At 62.6% G+C, this 15,173-nt stretch carries 16 protein-coding genes and 1 pseudogene; 7 read left to right on the forward strand and 10 right to left on the reverse strand.

Going from position 1 to position 15,173, the window contains the following annotated elements:
• Positions 1–10 precede the first annotated feature (10 nt).
• Positions 11–1,492: an ammonium transporter gene (locus tag KI613_RS00445; protein WP_226403272.1), complete on the forward strand. Its 1,482-nt coding sequence runs from the start codon at positions 11–13 to the stop codon at positions 1,490–1,492.
• 131 nt (positions 1,493–1,623) lie between these two features.
• On the opposite strand, the gene KI613_RS00450 is transcribed toward KI613_RS00445, so the two are convergent.
• Genes KI613_RS00450 through KI613_RS00475 form a run of 6 tightly spaced genes read right to left on the reverse strand, consistent with a single transcriptional unit; the run spans position 1,624 to position 7,386 of the window.
• On the reverse strand, positions 1,624–2,166 hold the full coding sequence (locus KI613_RS00450) for a hydrolase (protein ID WP_226403273.1): 543 nt from the start codon (positions 2,164–2,166) through the stop codon (positions 1,624–1,626).
• A gap of 6 nt (positions 2,167–2,172) precedes the next feature.
• Entirely contained in the window at positions 2,173–3,036 is an 864-nt protein-coding gene (purU, locus tag KI613_RS00455) for a formyltetrahydrofolate deformylase (RefSeq protein ID WP_226403274.1), read from the reverse strand.
• Positions 3,029–3,469 (reverse strand): oxidoreductase, encoded by a 441-nt coding sequence (locus KI613_RS00460; RefSeq protein WP_226403275.1) that lies wholly within the window; start codon positions 3,467–3,469, stop codon positions 3,029–3,031. The genes purU and KI613_RS00460 overlap by 8 nt, the downstream gene beginning before the upstream one ends.
• An 18-nt stretch (positions 3,470–3,487) precedes the next feature.
• Positions 3,488–4,099, reverse strand: a complete 612-nt coding sequence (gene thrH / locus KI613_RS00465; RefSeq protein WP_226403276.1) for a bifunctional phosphoserine phosphatase/homoserine phosphotransferase ThrH — start codon at positions 4,097–4,099, stop codon at positions 3,488–3,490.
• A 44-nt stretch (positions 4,100–4,143) separates the two neighbouring features.
• The gene (locus KI613_RS00470) at positions 4,144–6,531 is read right to left on the reverse strand and encodes an EAL domain-containing protein (RefSeq protein ID WP_226403277.1); all 2,388 of its coding nucleotides are present in this window, start codon (positions 6,529–6,531) and stop codon (positions 4,144–4,146) included.
• Positions 6,532–7,386 carry a phosphate/phosphite/phosphonate ABC transporter substrate-binding protein gene (locus tag KI613_RS00475; protein ID WP_226403278.1) on the reverse strand — a complete coding sequence of 285 codons (855 nt, stop codon included), beginning with the start codon at positions 7,384–7,386 and terminating at the stop codon, positions 6,532–6,534. It lies immediately after the preceding gene.
• Between the two features lie 90 nt (positions 7,387–7,476).
• On the opposite strand from KI613_RS00475, the gene KI613_RS00480 reads away from it, so the two are divergent.
• On the forward strand, positions 7,477–7,725 hold the full coding sequence (locus KI613_RS00480) for a hypothetical protein (protein ID WP_226403279.1): 249 nt from the start codon (positions 7,477–7,479) through the stop codon (positions 7,723–7,725).
• Between the two features lie 229 nt (positions 7,726–7,954).
• Complete coding sequence (locus tag KI613_RS00485; protein ID WP_226403280.1) at positions 7,955–8,269, forward strand: DUF883 family protein; 315 nt, start codon at positions 7,955–7,957, stop codon at positions 8,267–8,269.
• A 168-nt stretch (positions 8,270–8,437) separates the two neighbouring features.
• Here the strand turns inward: KI613_RS00485 and KI613_RS00490 are convergent, their stop codons facing one another.
• Complete coding sequence (locus tag KI613_RS00490) at positions 8,438–10,345, reverse strand: ATP-binding cassette domain-containing protein (RefSeq protein ID WP_226403281.1); 1,908 nt, start codon at positions 10,343–10,345, stop codon at positions 8,438–8,440.
• Between the two features lie 180 nt (positions 10,346–10,525).
• Between KI613_RS00490 and KI613_RS00495 the strand changes: the two genes are divergently transcribed.
• The 3 genes from KI613_RS00495 to KI613_RS00505 are packed head-to-tail and all read left to right on the forward strand — an operon-like array spanning position 10,526 to position 12,467.
• Complete coding sequence (locus tag KI613_RS00495) at positions 10,526–10,666, forward strand: hypothetical protein (RefSeq protein WP_226403282.1); 141 nt, start codon at positions 10,526–10,528, stop codon at positions 10,664–10,666.
• Positions 10,630–11,238: a hypothetical protein gene (locus KI613_RS00500; RefSeq protein ID WP_226403283.1), complete on the forward strand. Its 609-nt coding sequence runs from the start codon at positions 10,630–10,632 to the stop codon at positions 11,236–11,238. The genes KI613_RS00495 and KI613_RS00500 overlap by 37 nt, the downstream gene beginning before the upstream one ends.
• 14 nt (positions 11,239–11,252) lie before the next feature.
• Complete coding sequence (locus KI613_RS00505; protein ID WP_226403284.1) at positions 11,253–12,467, forward strand: HD-GYP domain-containing protein; 1,215 nt, start codon at positions 11,253–11,255, stop codon at positions 12,465–12,467.
• Here KI613_RS00505 and mutY read toward each other — a convergent pair.
• Positions 12,439–13,476 (reverse strand): A/G-specific adenine glycosylase, encoded by a 1,038-nt coding sequence (mutY, locus tag KI613_RS00510; RefSeq protein ID WP_226403285.1) that lies wholly within the window; start codon positions 13,474–13,476, stop codon positions 12,439–12,441. The genes KI613_RS00505 and mutY overlap by 29 nt on opposite strands.
• Positions 13,477–13,550: 74 nt before the next feature.
• Here mutY and KI613_RS00515 point away from each other — a divergent pair, with 74 nt between their 5' ends.
• Complete coding sequence (locus KI613_RS00515) at positions 13,551–14,045, forward strand: flavin reductase family protein (protein WP_226403286.1); 495 nt, start codon at positions 13,551–13,553, stop codon at positions 14,043–14,045.
• 3 nt (positions 14,046–14,048) lie between these two features.
• On the opposite strand, the gene KI613_RS21330 is transcribed toward KI613_RS00515, so the two are convergent.
• Together KI613_RS21330 and KI613_RS21335 are read right to left on the reverse strand one after the other, a co-directional pair.
• Positions 14,049–14,399 carry a sensor histidine kinase gene (locus KI613_RS21330; protein ID WP_404827022.1) on the reverse strand — a complete coding sequence of 117 codons (351 nt, stop codon included), beginning with the start codon at positions 14,397–14,399 and terminating at the stop codon, positions 14,049–14,051.
• A 183-nt stretch (positions 14,400–14,582) separates the two neighbouring features.
• Positions 14,583–15,173 (reverse strand): annotated as a pseudogene (locus tag KI613_RS21335) (HAMP domain-containing protein); the annotation flags it as partial.

The raw sequence follows: 15,173 nt of genomic DNA on the forward strand, positions 1-15,173 counted from the left end.
GCCACAAATTATGAAACGTCTATTCGCATTGCTGGCTCTGGTCGGCGCCGTCGGTTTCGGCGCTCCGGCCTGGGCTGAAGAAAAGGCTGCTGCGCCTGAAGCTGCCGTTGCCACCACAGCGGCCGCCGCACCGGCTGCTGCTGTTGAAGCTGCTCCGGCCGCCGCTCCGGCCGCTGCCCCGCTCGTCGCCAACAAGGGCGACAACGCCTGGGTGATGGTCTGTGCCGCCCTGGTCATCCTGATGTCCATCCCCGGCCTGGCCCTGTTCTACGGCGGTCTGGTCCGCACCAAGAACATGTTGTCGGTGCTCATGCAGGTTTTCGTGACCTTCTCGCTGATCTCGGTTCTCTGGGTGATCTACGGCTACTCCGCCGCCTTCACCGAGGGTAACGAGTTCTTCGGTGTGCTCGACAAGCTGTTCCTGAAGGGCGTCACGATTGAATCGGTTGGCGCGACCTTCTCCAAGGGTGTCGTCATCTCCGAACTGGCCTTCGTGATCTTCCAGGGCGCTTTCGCTGCCATTACCTGCGGTCTGATCGTCGGTGCCTTCGCTGAGCGTGCCAAGTTCTCCGCCGTCCTGGTCTTCATGGTCATCTGGTTCACGCTGTCCTACATCCCGATGGCACACATGGTCTGGTACTGGGCGGGTCCCGATGCCTACATCGATGCTGCCGCTGGCGAAGCTGCCGGCAAGACAGCTGGCTTCCTGTTCCAGAAGGGCGCGCTCGACTTCGCCGGCGGTACCGTTGTGCATATCAACGCTGCTGTTGCCGGTCTGGTTGGTGCCTACATGGTTGGCAAGCGTACCGGCCTGGGCAACGTCTCGATGGCTCCGCACTCCCTGACCTTCACGATGATCGGTGCCTCCCTGCTGTGGTTCGGCTGGTTCGGTTTCAACGCCGGTTCCGCCCTCGAAGCCTCCGGCGGCGCTGCTCTGGCCATGGTCAATACCTGGGTTGCTACTGCCTGTGCAGCGCTGTCCTGGATGTTCGCTGAATGGATCCTGAAGGGTAAGCCTTCCATGCTGGGTGCTGCTTCCGGTGCTGTTGCCGGTCTGGTGGCGATTACCCCGGCCGCCGGCTTCGTCGGTGTCATGGGCGCCATCATCATCGGCCTGCTGGCTGGCATCGTCTGCCTGTGGGGCGTCAATGGCCTGAAGAAGATGCTCGGTGCTGACGACTCCCTCGACGTCTTCGGCGTCCATGGTATCGGCGGCATCCTCGGCGCTGTCCTGACCGGTGTCTTCGTTGATCCGGCCCTGGGCGGCACAGGTGTCTATGACTACGTGGCCAACGCTGTTGCCCCGTTCGACATGACGACGCAAGTGATCAGCCAGCTGTGGGGCGTCGGTACCGTCATCGTCTGGTCCGGTGTGGTGTCCCTGGTGGCTTACAAGCTGGTCGATATCGTTATCGGTCTGCGTGTGCCGGAAGAAGAAGAGCGTGAAGGTCTTGACCTCACCTCGCACGGCGAAACCGCTTACCACCACTAAGATTTATCTCTGTAGTCTCTCTCCCTTCGGGCACCTTTTGGTGCCCGTTTTTTTTTGGGAGGCATTTCAGTTTTGGCGTTTTTTTCCGGTTGACCGTGGGAATGCGGTTTACGGACCGATAGCCCGGCCGCTTACTTGATCAGCGGCAGCAATTTGCGGAAATCATCGGTGCCGGCCTGATGCAGCCACTCGAAGAGGACCATTTCGGTCGTCACGATGCCGATACCGGCCGCCCGCATGCGCTCGATGGCCGCGCTGCGGTTTTCCGGCGTTCGTGACGAGGCCGCATCGGCGACGAGATAGACCTCGAAGCCGGCTGCCTGTAGCCCGAAAGCTGTCTGCAGCACGCAAACATGGATTTCGGTACCGGTCAGGATAATTTGTGGCCGCTTGGCGGCGCGCAGCAGATCGACGACACCGGGTTCGGCGGCGCAGGAAAAATGCGTTTTTTCAAAGAATTTGGCGTCGACCGCAGCCGTCCGGATGGCGTCGAGACTGGGGCCGAGGCCCTTGACGTATTGTTCGGAAACGAAAGCCGGAATGCCAAGCTGGCGTGCCCCTTCGAGCAGACGAAGCGAGTTGGCGACGACGCGCTCGCTGTCGTGAATCGCCGGCGCCAGCTTTTGCTGAATATCGACGACGAGGAGCAGGGAGTCAGCGCGGCGGATCAGCATGATGGTCTAGCGGAAAACGACGGTCTTGTTGCCATGCACCAGCACCCGGTCTTCAAGGTGGTAGCGCAGGCCGCGGGCGAGGACGGTTTTCTCGATGTCCTTGCCGTAGCGCACCATGTCTTCCGGCGAATCGGAATGGTCGATGCGGATGACGTCCTGCTCGATGATCGGCCCGGCGTCGAGTTCGCTCGTCACGTAGTGGCAGGTCGCCCCGATCAGTTTGACACCACGCGTGTAGGCCTGGTGGTAGGGCTTGGCGCCGGCGAAGCTGGGCAGGAAGCTGTGGTGGATGTTGATGATCTTGCCGGCCAGCGCATCGCACAAGTCTGGCGACAGCACCTGCATGTAGCGGGCGAGGACCATCGAATCGCCGCGCACGTCGTCGAAGATGCGCCGAATTTCGGCATAGGCGGCGGCCTTGTTGTCGGCGCTGACCGGCACGTGATGGAAGGGAATGCCATGCCACTCGACGAAACCACGGAAAGTGTCGTGGTTGGAAATGACGCAGGGAATCTCGATGTCGAGCTCCTTGGCCTGCCAGCGCGCCAGCAGGTCGTAGAGACAATGTTCCTGCTTGGAAACCATGACGACGACGCGCTTTTTGACCGCGCTGTCGTTGATCTGCCAAGTCATCGACAGCGGCTCGGCGACCTCGGTGCGGAAGCGTTCGCGGAACTCGGCAAGCAGGAACGGCAGCGAGCTGGCCTTGATCTCGATACGCATGAAATAGCGACTGGTCAGCACGTCCGAATGGAAGCTCGACTCGAGAATCCAGCCGCCGTTGCCGGCGATGAAGCCGGAAACCCTGGCGATGATGCCGACCTGGTCGGGGCAGGAGGCGGAGAGCGTATAGAAACGGTCGCTATGCATGCTTGGTTTTTCCAGTCGCCGGCGGGCGAATTTGGGTCAGGATTGCGCTGGGTCTGCCGTGCATGACCTCGAGCAGTTCGTGGCGGGCCACCTCGGCAGCCAGGCCGCGGCTTTGCAGATAGGCCATCAGCTCGTTGAAGCGCAGGCGCCGCGCCTCTCCTTGCGCCGAAGTATCGCGCCGGTCGCTGAAGGAATCCATGAGGGTCGAGCCGCAAGGGCAATTGCGGAACAGATCGACGACGACATGACCGTCGTCACCGAGTGACTGCTTGAGCCCCTGGGCGCCGTTGGGCATGGCATGGGTTTGCGCCACATAGTCGGCGACATCGGTAAAACTGCGGCCACAGCACCGGCAGCGCTTGGGAAAAGTGGTTGCCGCCAAGGCCTCGAGGCCCCGGATCAAATCCGGATCGAACGCGGTGCTCGAAGCCATGGCGAATTGGGCGGTGCTTCAGGCGGCGCGGGCGAAGGCTTTATCGATCTCGCTGCGCAGGTCGTCGTAATTGAGGACGACCGGATACTGCGGAAATTCGCGGATGACGTTCTCGGGCGGGTGGAACAGGATGCCGCCGTGGGCTTCGCCGAGCATGGCCGTGTCGTTGTACGAATCACCGGCGGCGACGATCTTGAAATTCAGTTCCTTGAAACGCTTGACTGCTTCGCGCTTCTGATCCGGCATGCGCAGATGGTAATCAACCAGCATGCCCTCGGCGTCGTCTTCGAGCGAATGGCAGAACAGCGTCGGCCAGCCCAGCTGGCGCATGAGCGGATGGGCGAATTCGTAGAAGGTGTCGGACAAGATGACCACCTGGTAATCCTCGCGCAGCTTGTCGAGGAAGGCGCGGGCGCCCGGCATCGGGCCCATTTCGCCGATCACCTTCTGGATATCCGGCAGGCCGAGCTTGTGCTGGCGCAGGATGTCCAGGCGGTAGGTCATGAGCTTGTCGTAATCCGGCTCGTCGCGCGTCGTGCGCATGAGCTCGGGAATGCCCGTGCGCTTGGAGAATTCGATCCAGATTTCGGGGACGAGGACCCCTTCGAGGTCTAGGCAGACGATTTGCACGATTTGGCTCCAGCGGTGTTCGGGAAAAGCTCGATTTTACCCGATCAGGGCACGCTTATATCGGCCGTCGGGCGCGAAAGATAGTAGCCCTGCACGTAATCGACGCCGATCTCGGCGAGCAGTCGCAGGGTTTCGGCATCGCCGACGAATTCGGCCACGGTTTTCTTGCCCAGACCGCGCGCCACATCGACGATGGCGCGGACGAAAACCTGGTCTTCGCGGCTGGTTGGCAGGTTGCTGATGAACATGCCATCGATCTTCAGTACATCGGCCGACAGGTGCTTGAGATAGGCGAAGGACGAGAAGCCGACGCCGAAATCATCGAGGCAGACGGTGCAGCCGAGAGCGCGGATATCCCGGATGAACTGCTCGGAATCATGCATGTTGGCCAGGGCCGAGGTTTCGGTCAGTTCGACGATGAGCCGCCGCGGTTCGACCTGGAACTCGGCGAGCAGCGAGCTGATGCTGCGGGCCAGGGTCGGATCGTCGAAGGAGCGGGCCGAAATGTTGATGGCCAGGGCGGGCAGGGTCGGGTTTTCGGCCAGTTTGGTGATCGCCGCGCGCATCACCCAGCGGTCGATGTCGACGATCCGGCCGGTCCGTTCGGCCGCCGGAATGAAGCGGCCGGGGAGCAACAGTTCGTCCGGATGCTCCGGGTCGCGCATGCGGACCAGTGCTTCGTAGTGGGAAATTGCACTGCTGCCGGTCGAATGAATAGCCTGGAAATGCAGCAGGAAGCGGCCCGTCCTGAGCGCCGCCTGAATCTTTTCGTTCCAGCCGAGGTGCACCAGCATGGCTTCCGACTGATCGAGATCGGGCCGGTACAGGCGCCAGCCGTTCTTGCCACCCCGCTTGGCCTGGTACATCGCCGCATCGGCGCGCGAAACGAGCTCTTCGGCGCTGCCGGCATGTTCGGGGAAAAGGGCTATGCCGACGCTGATGGTCAGGCTCAGCCGGCGGTTCTCGAACTCGAACTGCATGGCGGCAACCGCGCTGAGCAGGCGTTCAGCCAGACTCTGGGCGCCGGCCAGGTCGGCGTTGGGGGCGATGATGGCGAACTCGTCGCCACCGAGGCGGGCGAACAATTCGGTGGTGCGGACCAGCTTGCTGACCGTATCGGCCGTGCGGATCAGCACATGGTCCCCGGCCCGATGGCCAAAGGTATCGTTGATCGTCTTGAACTCGTCGATATCGAAATAAATCAGCGCGCCGTACAAGCCGGGGTCGCGCTCGGCCTGGGTCAGCAGGCGATCGAGTTCGGCGTCGAAGCGGGCGCGATTGGCCAGGGCCGTCAGCGAGTCGCGCTCGGCCATGAAAACCAGACGCTCGGCAATCTGGCGCTGGCTCGTGACGTCCTCGAAAATCCACAAGCGCCCGCCTTCGACGGCAGCCGGGCTGATCACCGCGACGCTGTGCTCGGTAATCGTCCGGCCATCTGGCAGGCTGTATTCGCGCAGCGAACCGTCGCCATCGAAACACTGTCTGGCGCCGAGTACCGGCATCGATTGCTGCAGTTGCTGGCGCAGCACGTGCACCGGCTGGTCGATCAGTTGGTGTCCCGGGGTGATGCCCCAGAGTTTCAGGAAAGCTGGATTGAGGTAGGAGATTCGGCCGTCGCCGGCGACGAAGACGAGGCCGAGGCGCATGGCGGCGAGCAGGGCGTCGAGGCGGCCGCGTTCGGTGGCGAGGATTTCGGCCAGGGCGCGTTGCTCGGATTCGGAAAGGCGCAGATCGAGCATCCGTCGTTCGAGCGCGGCAGCCATGCCATTGAAGGCATTGACGACGACGCCGATGTCGTCATTGACCGAGGCATTCAGCGGCTGGAACGGGCGGCCGGCCGCCAGGTCGTTGCTGGCGGCGCTCAGCGCGGCCAGACGGCGGGTCAGCCACAGGGCAATGGCGATCAGAACGAAGGTCGACAACAGGATGCCGAGTACCGCCAGCACGAAGTTTTGCAGCAGGATCTCCTGGCGTGCTTCATTGAGGAAACGCAGGTCGATGCCGATCTGCAATTCGCCGTAACTGCGCTGCTCAAGGCGGATCGGAATGCGGACGTTGAGGTTCTGCAAACGGAAAATCGGCTGATTCCCGGCGTCGACCGCCGGTATCGGGCTGGCGCTGTCGAGATTGCTGCTGGCTACCCGTTGCTGGTCTTCGTCGAACATGACCAGATAAGTCATGCCCTGCAACTTCTGCGCACTGTCGAGAATTTCGCTGACGGCAGCGTAGTCGCGCTGCACCATGGCCGGGGCCAGGGCGGCCTGGAGCAGGCTGCTGATTTCGGCGCGGCGCAGTTCAAACTGGCGGATCAGGTGTTCCTCGGCGAGACGCTGGCTGTTCCACAGGATGGCCGAAATCATCACGATCTCGACCACTACCGTCAGCGTGATCAGCCGGCCACGCAAGGACTGCAGGAAACGGAAGAAGTCCATTTAGCGGATGGTTGCCCCGAGCTGGCGGCGGGTTTCCGGCAGCAGGCGGTCGAGAAAATCGGCTTCGGCGCGGCCCGGTTCGGCGAAACCGCCATGCTTGGTTTTCTCGAAGAACTGCTGGCCGTCAGGGGTTTTCTCGAAGGCGAGCAGCGCCGCCTTGATCTGTTTCTGCCGGCTGGCTGGTACGCGGTTGTGGGAAATGTAGAACAGCCCGGGAATGCTGTTCAGATCGCGCCAGATCACGGCGTCGCGCTGCAGTTCCGGTGAGGCCAAGATCAGCGTCGAATAGGAAATGAGCGCGGCCCGCGACTTTCCGGAAGCGGCGTTGTGCAGCGCGCTGGTATGCGAAACGGTCTCGACAAAGGTGTAATCGCTGCCTTCCTTGAGACCTTCATCGGCCAGGGTGACGGCACCGACGATGACGAGCAGCGCGCTGCGGTCCACGATGGCGATGGATTGCCCGCGCAGTCCGTCAATGCTGGCCAGCGGCTTGTTGCGGGCGGTGACCAAGACGCCGCGGATCGGTGCCTTGTGCATGAGCAGGGCGGAATAGCCGTAATCGCGGATGGCCAGCCGGGCGAAGTGGGGGGCGAGCACCGCCATGTCGTATTCGCCATCAAGCACGCGTTTGACGTAGGTGTCGAAATCCGGGGCGGTGACGAGCTGGACGGGTTGCTGCAACTCCTGTTCGAGGGCAACGGCAATCGGCTGGTAATTGGCCAGCAGCATGCGGGTGCTGAGGTAGGGCATGAGCCCGACGGTGAGCGGGCGAACCGTCGCCTTTTCCTGGGCTGCAGCCATTGGCGAAAACAAGGTCAGGCAGCAGGACAACAGCAGAAAATGAAGGATCTTCATGTGCCGCTCCAAGACCATGGTGGTTAAAAGGTCATTATAGGAGCAAAGGCGGTGAGACGTGTCCGTAGCTGTTTGATTTCATGGAATTCCATGAAGCGTATTTCAGCTTTGTCGATCTGCTCGAGTTGGTTCCAGCGGGCGGATTCGGAAAATGCGATTTTGCCCGATGCGGGGTTTTCTTTTTGGGCGGGTTTTACGTTTCACGTAGTAAACCCGGTTGACCGTGGGATTGGGCAATGTGTTTGGCCGTTGAGCGGCGGCATTACTCTCTTTTGGCAAGAAAAATACATCCGCCAACATTGGCCAAGATTGAATATCCGGACTAGGATGAATCGGTGAATTGAGTAGTTCCTAGGCAATCTATTCAGGAGAGAAGCTCATGGGCAGCAAAGACAAGAAGAAGGAATCAAAAGGTAAGAAACCGCAACCCAAACCGGCGATCTGATAGGCCGAAAACATCAACTGTTGGACTCAGGGTGTTGCTTGGCGCATGTTGCCCCATGCCGGCGCCGAATTGTCTGTTCATCAGGGCTGTGGTTTGGTTATTTTTTATTTTCAGAGGTGAGATATGTCCAATGTGACTGATCTGAGCAGCAGCCAGAAAATTGTTGCCGACATGAAAGCGGTTGTTTCCGATGCCGAAGATATTTTTCGCGAGACTGCCGGCGTTGCTGGCGACAAGATGCTCGACGTGCGTCAGCGAATCAGCGAGCGTCTGGGCGCTGCCAAGGTGCGGGTTGCGAATGCCGAGGCTGCAGCTCTGGAAAAGAGCAAGGCTGCTGCCGCGGCGACTGATGCCTGTGTCCGGAAGAATCCATGGCAAACGGTCGGGATTGCGGCCAGTGTCGGTTTGGTGCTCGGTATGCTGATCGGGCGTCGATAGGCCAAGGCGGCCAGACGGAAGCATTGCCAAGCGGCGATGCTTCCGGAAAACCCCGAAGGCATTCTCCGGGGAGCGAAGCATTGATTTGGTCGGCAATCGCGATCAGCTGGAGCAGGGACGAACCGGGTTATTCCATCATCCCGGAGACCGGGACAATTCCAGTCCGACTCAATCGGCCGATGGCAATGCCTCAAGCGACTCATGCACTTCAAGCCAGCGCATTTCGGCTTCGTCGATCTGCTCGCCGAGCAGGCCGGCCTGCTTGTGCATTTCCTCGCTTTTCGCCCGATCAACCGAGGCATAGAAAGCCGGATCGGCGAACTGAGCATCCAAGGTTGCCTTTTCCTCGTTCCACTTCGCCAGCTTCCGCTCAAGCTGCTCGATTTCCTTGACCAGCGGCCGGCGTTGGGCGAGCAGGGCCTGCCGATTGGCCTTGGCATCGGCCCGTTGCGCCAGGCGTTCCGATTTCTCGGCAGCGACGTCCGCTTCCGGCGCCTTTTCGGCATTGCGCTGGGCGGCCAGCCAGGCGGCGTAGTCGTCGAGGTCGCCATCGAATTCAGTGACTTTGCCGTCGGCCACCAGCAGCAGTTCGTCGGCGCAGGTACGCAGCAGATGGCGGTCGTGCGAAACAAAAACGACGCCGCCTTCGAAGTCCTGCATGGCGAAGGTCAGGGCTTCGCGCATTTCGAGGTCGAGATGGTTGGTCGGTTCGTCGAGCAGCAGCAGGTTGGGCTTGGTGCGGATCAGTAATGCCAAGGCAAGGCGCGATTTTTCGCCGCCGGAGAAGGGTTCGATGGCGCGCGTCGCCATGTCGCCGCGGAAATCGAAGCCGCCGATGTAGTCGCGCAGTTCCTGTTCGGTGGCCGTCGGGTCGAGGCGCACCAGATGTTGCAGCGGCGATTCGTCGGGGCGCAGTTGTTCGAGCTGGTGCTGGGCGAAGTAGCCGATGTTGAGGGCCTTGGCTTCCTTGCGTTCGCCGCCTTGCTGGGGGATTGAATTGGCCAGCAGTTTGATCAACGTCGATTTGCCGGCGCCGTTGCGGCCGAGCAGGCCGATGCGGCAGCCGGGGCGGAGCGTCAGCGTGACGTGGTCGATGATCTTGTGGTCGGCGTAGCCGGCCGAGGCTTTTTCGATGCTGAGCAGCGGGTCGGGCAGGGCGGTCGGCTGGCGGAAAGCGAAATGGAAAGGCGAGTCGACGTGGGCGGCGGCGACCATTTCCATGCGCTCGAGCGTCTTGATGCGGCTTTGCGCCTGACGGGCCTTGGTGGCCTTGGCTTTGAAACGTTCGATGAAGCTGGAGAGGTGGGCGATTTCGCGCTGCTGGGCTTCGTAGGACGACTGTTGCGTAGCGAGGCGGGCGGCGCGGGCCCGTTCGTAGTCGCTGTAGCCGCCGCTGGTCAGCGTCAGGCGCTGGAGGTCGATGGCGATGATCTGGCCGACGACAGCGTCGAGGAAGTCGCGGTCGTGGGAGATCAAAAGCAGCGTGGCTGAGGTGTTCTTGAGCCAGTTTTCCAGCCAGAAGACGGCGTCTAGGTCGAGGTGGTTGGTCGGCTCGTCGAGTAGCAGGAGGTCGGCGCGGCAGGACAGGGCCCGGGCGAGGTTGAGGCGGACGCGCCAGCCGCCGGAAAATTCGGCGACCGAACGGGCGAAATCGGCGTCGGTGAAGCCCAGGCCGTGCAGCACTTCGGCAACGCGCGCCTTGGCCGAGTAGCCGCCGATGTCGGCGTAGCGGGCGTGCAGGTGACCGATGGCGACGCCATCGCCTTTTGCTTCGGCTTCAACCAGTTCGCGTTCGATGCGGCGTAGTTCGACGTCGCCGTCGAGGACGAAATCGATGGCCGCATCGGGCAGGGCCGGCGTTTCCTGGGCAACGCGGGCGATGTGCCAGCTGGCCGGGATTTCGACGTTGCCCGATTCGGCGTGCAGTTCGTTGGCGAGCAGCGCGAAGAGGCTGGATTTGCCGCAGCCGTTGGCGCCGACGACGCCGACTTTCCAACCGGGGTGGAGCTGGACGGAAGCGTCGATGACGAGCGGGCGGCCGGCGCGGGCGAAGGTGACTTGGCGTAAGGCGATCATGAGGGGGCTGATTATAGCGAGCGGGGCGGCGAGACGGGGCTCGGAGGCCGTTTTTTACGCATTTCGGCCGACTTCCACGGTCAACCGGAAAAAATGGCCAAAATTCGAAACATTACAAAGGCTTGCCGCGCTTTCCAGGCATTTTAGCTACGCTTTGCGGCAGCCTGCTAGAATCACTGAATGATCAAGCTGTTCCGCACCGGCCAGGAACACTATGTTCCGCCCGAGATCGTCGATCTCGCCAAGGTGCCGGACCGCATCGCCAGTTTTGAGAGTTACGAAAAATGGAAAATAGATCCCTATCCGTGGTTGCCGGCCTGATTGTTCTGCTCGCCCTGCCTTTTGCCGCGCTGGCCGCCGATGGTGCGGTGAGTGCCGAGCAGCAGGCGGCCTGGCAGGTGCGCCTCGACAAGGCGGCGGCGCTGCAGGCCGAGAGCAGGGCGCGCCAGGACGAAGCCGACGAATTGCTGGCGCGGAAAAATACGGAATGTGCGACCAAATTCCTGATCAACGATTGCCGCAATGCCGCTGCCAAGGAGCACCTGAAAACGACGCGCGAGGCGCGCCGGCTGGAAATTGACGGCAGGGCCATGGAGCGCGAAGTGAAGCGCGAGCAGTTGAGTGACCGGAACAGGGTCCAGGTCGAAGATGCGCCGCGCCGCGCCGCCGATCTCGAATTGCGTCAGGCCGAATCGATGAACGCCCGCCAGTCGGCCGAGGACAAGATAGCCGCGGCGCGTGCCGCCAAGGCGGCCAAGGCGGCCGAGGGCGAGAAGCGCAAGCTCGCCGAGGCGGAAAAGCAGCGCAAGAAACAGGCCGATCACGATGCCCGCGTCGCCCAAAAAGTGCGCGAAGCCGAGCAGCGTGCCGCCCAGACCGCCGAGCAAAAATAATCGAAACTGCCGGCATGATCCGCAAGCTAAACATCGACCAATTGCTGCCCGGCATGTATGTCGTGGACCTGCACAAGCGTTGGTTCGACCATTCCCTCTGGCAGTCGAAATTCATGGTGCGCGACGAGGCGCATATCGCCAAGATCAGGGAAGAGGGCATCGAGGAAATCAGCATCGATACCGCCCGGGGCATCGATCTGCCGCCGACACCGATAGCGCGCATCAACCAGATCGAACAAAAGCTCAAATCACTGGCCGAAATACGGGCCGCCACGCCGCGCACCGTTTCGCTCGGCGAAGAAAGGCGGCGGGCCGGCCGGCTGCTGCATGAAGCCAGCAATACGGTCAGCGGCCTCATGCTCTCGGCCAAGGCCGGCAACAATGTCGATGCCGCCTACCTCGAGCCGATTGTCAGCAAGATGATCGCCTCGGTCATCCGCAACCCCGACGCCCTCGTGCCGCTGGCCCGCCTCAAGCGCCTCGACGCCTACGCCACCGAACATGCCGTGGCAACGGCCGCGCTGATCATTGCCTTTGGCCGCCATCAGGGCCTGCCCGAGCCGGAAATCGAAAAGCTGGCGCTCGGCACCATGGTCAAGGATATCGGCCACGCCGCCCTCGACGCCAAGCTGACGGCGAAGCCGGGCCTGCTCTCCCAGGCCGAATTCTCCATTGTGCAGAGCCATGTCGAAGAGGGACTGGCCGTGCTCGACGCCACCACGCGGTTGTCCGAGACCTCGGTCGCCGTCGTTCTCGAACACCACGAGCGCTATAACGGCTGCGGCTACCCGTACCGCATGGCCGGCGATGAAATTTCCGTGGCCGGGCGCATGGCGGCCATCGTCGACACCTACGACGCGATGACCTCCGACCGCCCCTATCGCGCCGCCATGTCGCCATCGCACACGCTGCGCCAGCTCTACGACGAGGCCGGCTTTCAATACGATCCGGCGCTCGTGGCCGCCTTCGTCAAGACCGTCGGCATCTACCCGGTCGGTACGCTGGTCCTGCTCGATAGCGGACATCTCGCCGTCGTCGAGGAACTGCACCCCGACAACATGCTGACGCCCACCGTCCGCGTCATCTACCACACCGGCCGCCAGCAATACGTCACGACGCCGGTCAGCGTCGACTTGTCACGCAAGATCGGCAACCACTACGGCCAGATCGTTCGCGCCGAAAGCTTCGAGCGCTGGGGCCTCAGCCCGCTGCGCTGGCAACCTGCCTGATCAGTTTCTTGATCGGCGCCGGCACGCCGGCATCGGCCGCGCGCCCAATTTCTACCCATTCCAGCCCCGGTTCGGCCACTTGAAATCGGGCGTCAATCCGGCACAGCACCGGCTCCAGCGTCAGCCGGAAATGCGTGAAGACATGCTTGAAGGGCGGCAATTTCGTCGTTTCACCGAGCGCCAGTCCGAAGCGGGCCGCCACCACGGCCGGCTCGCCTTCTGGCGGTACCAGCAAGCCGCCCCACAGCCCTGAAGGCGGGCGCCGTTCGAGCAGCAGGCGCTGGCCATCGGTGAGCAGAACGAAGGTTGAGATGCGTTCCGGCACGGCAGCACGCGGCTTGGCTTCCGGCAATTCCCCCTGCCGGCCGTCACGCTTGGCGACGCACTCGGCCGCCACCGGGCAGTCGGCGCAGCGCGGCCGGCTGCGCGTGCACAGCGTGGCGCCGAGGTCCATCAGCCCCTGCGTGTAAACCTCGATGTCGTTGTCCGGCAGCAGGCTTTCGGCCAGATCCCACAGGCGGTCATGCACGGCCTTGGCGCCGGGAAAGCCCTCGACACCGAATTGCCGGCACAGCACGCGCTTGACGTTGCCGTCGAGAATCGCCGCCCGGCGCCCGAAGGCGAAGGCGGCGATGGCTGCCGCGGTCGACCGGCCAATACCCGGCAATTCCTCCAGCTGCGCTTCGGTTTTCGGGAATTTTCCGCCGTGCAGCGCAGCAATTTGCTGCGCACAACGGTGCAGATTACGCGCCCGGGCGTAATAGCCGAGGCCGGCCCAGTGCTCGATGACCAACTCGATCGGCGCCGCAGCAAGCGCCAGCACATCGGGAAAACTGGCCAGAAAGCGCGCGTAATAGGGGATCACCGTGCTGACTTGCGTCTGCTGCAACATGATCTCGGAAAGCCAGATGCGGTAAGGGTCTTGCGTCTTCTGCCAGGGCAGGTCGTGGCGGCCGGCGGTCTTTTGCCAGGCGATCAGGTGTTCGGTAAAGCGGTTTTGGGCGGCCAAATTCTGCCTCGACGCGGGCTGCGGGAGCACGGATAATACGGCCTCTTTTTCTTTCGGCCTATCCGCCTGACCCGATGACCCAACCGCAAAACGACAGCCGCGCCCTGCGCAACGCCCTGGGGCGCTATGCCACCGGCGTCACCATCGTCACGGCCATCGACCCGGATGGCCATCCCATCGGCCTGACCGTCAATTCCTTCGCGGCTGTCTCGCTCGATCCGGCGCTCGTTCTCTGGTGCCTCGACAACAAGTCGCACAACCTCGAAGCCTTCCGCAAGGCCACGCATCACGCCATCAACGTGCTGGCCGCCGACCAGCAGGATTTGTCGAATCGCTTTGCCACCTGGCCGGCCGACCGCTTTGTCGGCCTGCCTTGGCAGGCCGGTTCTGGCGGTGCACCGGTCTTCCCCGGATGCTGCGCGACTTTCGAAATGGCCAAGGTCACCGAACACGCCGCTGGCGATCACACCATTTTCGTCGGCAGCATCGAACGCTTCAGCGAAACGCCGGACCTCGCGCCGCTACTGTTCCACGCCGGCCGCTACCGGGAATTGTCCGAACTCGCCTGAGTCTCAGACGGCCGCCGGCAAGACGATCTCGATGAGCAGGCCGGCACTGCCATCCGATTTCATTTTTGCGGCAATTTTCCCGTTGACCGTGGAAATCACCTGCCGGGCAATCGCCAGCCCAAGCCCGTAGCCGTCGCCCGTCGCCAGATTCCGCCCGCGATAAAACGGCGTGAAAATCGCTTCCAGTTCGGCTTCCGGCACGCCCACACCCTGGTCGGCGATATGCAGACGGATCATGCCGTCAGCTTCCTGTTTTGCCTCGATCTGCAGGCACGTTCCGGCCGGCGAAAAACGCAGCCCGTTGCGCACCACGTTCTCGATGGCCCGGTGCAGCAACTCCGGATTGGCCTGCACGAAAAGCCCCGGCGCAGCCGCGTAGTCGATGCCGACCTGCTCGGCCGCGCCCTCGAAACGGGCATCCTCGACGATCTCGGCCAGCAGCTCACTCAGATCGACTTTTTCCTGCGGACCGGAAACGCCCGCCTCGAGCCGTGACAGGGTGAGCAGTTCGCCAATCAGCCCGTTCATGCGTTCGCCCTCGCGCTCGATGCGCGCCAGCGAATCTTCAAGCCGCCCCGGCTGTTGCCGGGCCAGACCAATCGCCGCCTGCAGGCGGGCCAGCGGCGAGCGCATTTCGTGCGAAACATCGTGCAGCAGGCGTTTCTGAGCCACCATCAAGGCTTGCAAGCGCTCGGTCATGCGGTCGAAATCCTGTCCCAGATCGGCCAATTCGTCGCGCCGGCCGCCCATGGCGCTGCCCACTCGGGTATCGAGATCGCCCTCGGCCGCCGTGGCAAAGGCGTTGCGCAGATGGCGAATCGGCTTGGCGAAGTACCACGCCACGCCGGCCGCACAGAACAGGCTGGCGATCAGGCCGGCGATCAACGGAAAAATCGGCAGCGGGCCGCCCGGTCGATTACCGTCGGGCGGCGGCGGGTGATGGGGCAGTCCACTTCGCTCGAATTCCGGCGGCGGACGGTGCTCGCCAAGCTGCGGCGGCGGGGGGGGCCAATCAGCCCGCATGGGCGACTGTTGGTGCTCAAACCAGAAAAAGGCGCCGGTGCCGACGATGGCCGCAACCTGACCGAGCCAGATGAAGAGAAAGAACTTCCAGAACAGCCGTCCCAT

The sequence above is a fragment of the Ferribacterium limneticum genome, assembly GCF_020510585.1.
Classification (GTDB): domain Bacteria; phylum Pseudomonadota; class Gammaproteobacteria; order Burkholderiales; family Rhodocyclaceae; genus Azonexus.